Origin of the sequence: Tabrizicola sp., assembly GCF_031377265.1 — a bacterium.
Taxonomy (GTDB): domain Bacteria; phylum Pseudomonadota; class Alphaproteobacteria; order Rhodobacterales; family Rhodobacteraceae; genus JAUYQR01.
This window is the reverse complement of sequence record NZ_JANMET010000155.1, coordinates 1-4,289: the sequence shown is the minus strand read 5'-3', so window position 1 is coordinate 4,289 and position 4,289 is coordinate 1. Positions and strand designations below refer to the sequence as shown.

Sequence of the window (4,289 nt, the reverse complement as noted above, 5' to 3'; positions counted from 1 at the left end):
TGCGGCGAAGGGTTCATCGTGGGGCTGGCGGTGAGTTATTCGACGGGCTACGACGTGACGCTTTCGGCGGAATCCTTGTGCGAGATCATCGCCTTGCATGATGCGACCGGGCATTTGGATTATGTCACGGTGGGATCGGGCAGCTATCTGGAATTCGAGGCGATCATCCCGCCGTTCACCCATGCGGAAAAGCTGACCACACCGCTGACGGTGCAGCTGAAAGCACTGGTAAAACATGCGGTTGTCACCTCGGAGGCGGGGGTGCGGACGCCGGAGAATGGCGAGGCGATCATTGCCAGCGGCGAGGCGGATCTGGTGTCGATTGTGCGGGGGCAGATTGCCGATCCGCATCTGGCGCGAAAGGTGGCGGAGGGGCGGGCGGAGGATGTGCGGGGGTGCATTTCGTGCAACCAGATGTGCTGGGGGCGGCGGTCGCGCGACTACTGGATTTCCTGCCTGATCAACCCGTCGGCGGGGCGCGAGTTTGAATGGGGCGGCGATCGGTTTGTGCCCGCCGCGGTGGCACGGGATGTGCTGGTGGTGGGTGCGGGTCCTGCGGGGCTTGAGGCCGCACGGGTGGCGGCGGAGCGGGGGCATCGGGTGGAAATTGTCGAGGCTTTGCCGGTGGTTGGCGGGCAATTCCGGTTGGCGGGAATGCAGCCGCGGCGGGCACAGATTCTCGATCTGCTGGGCTGGTACGAGCGGCAGTTTGACCGGTTGGGGGTGCGGCTGCGGTTGAATGTTTTCCCTGAGGAACAGCAGCTTGCGACCCATCCAGCTGAGGTGTTGGTGCTGGCCACCGGGTCTTTGCCGGAGGAGACTGGGTTCCAGCGCTGGTTGCCAAATGAGCCGCGTTTGCCGGGGATTGACGCGGGGGGCGTGTGGTCGCCCGAGGCGGTGATGCGGCGCGAGGCGCGGTTGGGCGATGCGGTGGTCGTTTATGACGAGGGCGGCAACTGGCGCGGGGTGGGGACGGCCTGGGCGCTGGCGGAACAGGGGAAAGCGGTGACCATCGTGACCCCCGATCCCTTTGTTGGCAAAGAGATTTCCCGCACGGCGGCGGATGGTCCGGCGCGGCGGCGGATGGGGGCTTTGGGGGTGCGGATGCTGACCGAACACTGCCTTGTCCGCTGGCATGGCAACGGGGTGACGGTGCGAAACTTCCTGACCGGGAAGGAGGAAACCATCGCCGCCTCCGGCTTGGTGATGGCGACGACGAATGTGGCGTTTGATCCGTTCCCGGAGGGGTTCGAGGGCAAGGTGACACATCGGATCGGGGATTGTGCGGCACCGCGTTTGGCGGCTTATGCGTTTTATGAGGGGCGCAAGATCGGTCTGGCGATCTGACTTGCGTTCTGTGCGTTAGATCAGGGGGTTGAGCCGAAATCTGATGTCTTCTTTTCGTCTTCCTTGCGTCTTCATTCCGTCTCCACGCGCGGCAGAGGAAGGGGCCGTTAACCATGGACGGCGAATCACTGCGGCGGCGGCTTTTGCGGGCGACGCCCCGGCGCAGGGTTGCCGCATTGACCGCGCGCATGGCAGGGTCTAGCGAGACTGCGGCATGAAGGGGATGGAGATGAAGGGTGTTCCGTTGTTCGCGCCGATATTGGCTTTGCTGGCTGCCCCCGCGCTTGGGGAGCAGGCGGGCGCGCAAGGGATTGGCAGCTTCATCGAGACCGTCGTCGCCTCTATCGGCCCGGATGGCTTTGTTGACATGAGCGGGTACGACTGCCGCCTTGTGCATACTTCTGTCGACGGCAGCACGTTGAGCGATTGCCGGGATGGCGCGACCGGCATCGGATTTTTGCATATCCGCAGCAAGACCGCCGATGATCTGTCGGTGTCGATCGTGGTGCATGCGGCCAAGCCGAAAGACGGGCCGCAGTCGCCGGATCTGGTGGTGCATGATACGCAGGGTTTTGAGGCGCTGAAGGCGACCTTTTCGGCGTTTTCGACCAATGGACCGTTGGCAGAAATGGCCAGCTGCAGAATTGAGCGCGGCGAGGAGCAGCCTGCGGCGGACGATGCGGTGGTGTTCGGAATTCAGAACCCGGCAACCGGCACGCCGGTCGGGTTTCTGTTCGCCGGTCGGGACGATCAGCGCCGGGCGATGTTGGAGGCCCAGGACCCCAAGAACGACGGAAGCATTGTCGGGACGATCCTTATCTTCAACCGACTGGATATGGTCTGCGAGGCGATGGACTGAACTGCCCCCGCTGCAGGGCCGCAATCATCGTGAAAATTCTTTGGGCGGGTCACCCCGTCCGTGCGAAGCTGCCGGCACTGGCCACGGCCCAAGACGCGCCGAAACGCGGGGAGGAGGCGGGGTCGGTCAGCAGTTGGCCGGGCTGCATCTGTTCATACTGTTCAGCGAAGGAGATCACCTTGTCAGACGAGGCGCGGCGCTGGAAGTGGTGGGGCTTGAGTTCAGACGGGTGCGACAGGCCCGCTGCGGCCACAAGTTCGGCCAGGGCATGCAGGGTGTTGTGGTGAAAATTGGCGACGCGTTCGGCCTTGTCTGGCACCACGATGCCACGCTGGCGCAGGGGGTCTTGGGTGGCGACGCCGGTGGGGCATTGGCCGGTATGGCAGGACTGCGCCTGAATGCAGCCGACCGCGAACATGAAGCCGCGCGCGGCGTTGCACCAATCGGCCCCCAGCGCCAGCACACGGGCCATGTCAAAGGCCGAGGTGATCTTGCCGGACGCGCCAAGGCGGATGCGGTCGCGCATGCCGATACCGACAAGGGCGTTGTGGGCAAAGGTCAGGCCATCGCGCAGCGGCATGCCGACGTGATCCATGAATTCCAGCGGTGCGGCACCGGTGCCGCCTTCCTTGCCGTCGATCACGATGAAATCGGGGGTGATGCCGGTTTCCACCATTGCCTTGCAGATCGCCAGAAATTCCCACGTGTGGCCGATGCAAAGCTTGAAACCCGCCGGTTTGCCACCTGACAGATCGCGCATCCGGGCGACAAACTCCAGCAGGCCGGCGGGGGTGGAAAACGCAGCGTGATGCGCGGGCGACACGCAATCCTGCCCCATTGGCACGCCACGGATGCGGGCGATTTCCTCGGTCACCTTGGCGGCGGGCAGCACGCCGCCATGGCCGGGCTTGGCACCTTGGCTCAGCTTCAGTTCCACCATCTTGATTTGCGGGTCAGAAGCCACGTCCGCAAAGCGGGTGGCATCAAAGCCACCACCGTCGCCGCGACAACCGAAATAGCCGGAGCCGACCTCCCAGATCAGATCGCCGCCGAATTCCTTGTGGTAGGGCGAAACGCCACCTTCGCCGGTGTCATGCGCAAAGCCGCCCGCCTTGGCACCCCGGTTCAACGAGCGGATGGCATTGGCAGACAGCGCGCCATAGCTCATCGCCGAGATGTTGAGCAGTGAGGCGGAATAGGGTTGCTTCTGCGCGGCACCCACGGTCACACGCAAGGCCGAAACCGGAGTGACGGGTTGTGGCGCGATGGAATGGTGCAGCCATTCGTACTGTTCCTTGTAGACATCGTTCTGGGTGCCGAAGGGCCGTTTGTCGAGATCACGCTTGGCGCGTTGATAGACGATGGCGCGCTGGTCGCGGGCGAAGGGGGCACCGTCCTTGTCGCCTTCGAAGAAGTACTGCCGCATCTCGGGCCGGATGCTTTCCAGCAAGAAGCGGAGGTGGGCCGCGACCGGGTAGTTGCGCAAAACGGCATGGCGCGTCTGGCGCAGATCGTGCAGGCCGACGAGGACCGAGGTGACGAAAAGCGCGGCCAGGGGCAAAACCCACCACACCTGACCGGGGAAGCGAAGCATGACAGCCGCCGCCGCGACGGCAAGAATGGCGGGCCAGGTGATCAGTGCGTAACGCAGGGTAAAGATGGTCGACAAGGTTGGCACGGCTGGCCTCCGGAGCTACGGGTCGCGCCAGAGTTAACCACGGAACTTGAAACTGCGTTAACGGAATTCAGAAAGGCGTTGGGGCGGTGAAGGTGACCCAATCGCCGGTAGCGGGGTGGTGCAGGCCGAGGGTTTCGGCGTGCAGCATCAGACGGGGATGCGCGCGGGCGGGGCCAAGATCGGGGCTGGTGGCATAGATCTGGTCGCCAAGGATCGGGTGACCAAGCGCCAGCATGTGGACGCGAAGCTGGTGGCTGCGCCCGGTGCGCGGGGTCAGACGCACGCGGGTTTCGCTGTCAGAGCGGGCGATGACCTGCCAATCGGTCTGGGCGGGGCGACCTTCGGGGGTGACCTTCTGGCGGGGGCGGTAGTCCCAATCGCTGCCGACGGGCAGGTCGATATGGC

The 4,289-nt window shown here is 64.3% G+C and carries 4 protein-coding genes; 2 read left to right on the top strand and 2 right to left on the bottom strand.

Annotated elements, in window-relative coordinates; genetic code table 11:
- Positions 1-1,347, top strand: a 1,347-nt coding sequence (locus tag RMO18_RS08785; protein WP_309665297.1) for an FAD-dependent oxidoreductase, incomplete at its 5' end; no start/stop codon positions are given.
- 229 nt (positions 1,348-1,576) lie between these two features.
- Positions 1,577-2,206, top strand: coding sequence for a hypothetical protein (locus RMO18_RS08780; RefSeq protein WP_309665296.1), 630 nt, complete (start codon positions 1,577-1,579; stop codon positions 2,204-2,206).
- A gap of 49 nt (positions 2,207-2,255) precedes the next feature.
- Here the strand turns inward: RMO18_RS08780 and RMO18_RS08775 are convergent, their stop codons facing one another.
- Together RMO18_RS08775 and RMO18_RS08770 are read right to left on the bottom strand one after the other, a co-directional pair.
- The gene (locus tag RMO18_RS08775) at positions 2,256-3,800 is read right to left on the bottom strand and encodes an FMN-binding glutamate synthase family protein (RefSeq protein ID WP_309665298.1); all 1,545 of its coding nucleotides are present in this window, start codon (positions 3,798-3,800) and stop codon (positions 2,256-2,258) included.
- Between the two features lie 151 nt (positions 3,801-3,951).
- Positions 3,952-4,289: pseudouridine synthase (locus tag RMO18_RS08770; protein ID WP_309665295.1), on the bottom strand; the 338-nt coding region annotated here is incomplete at its 5' end.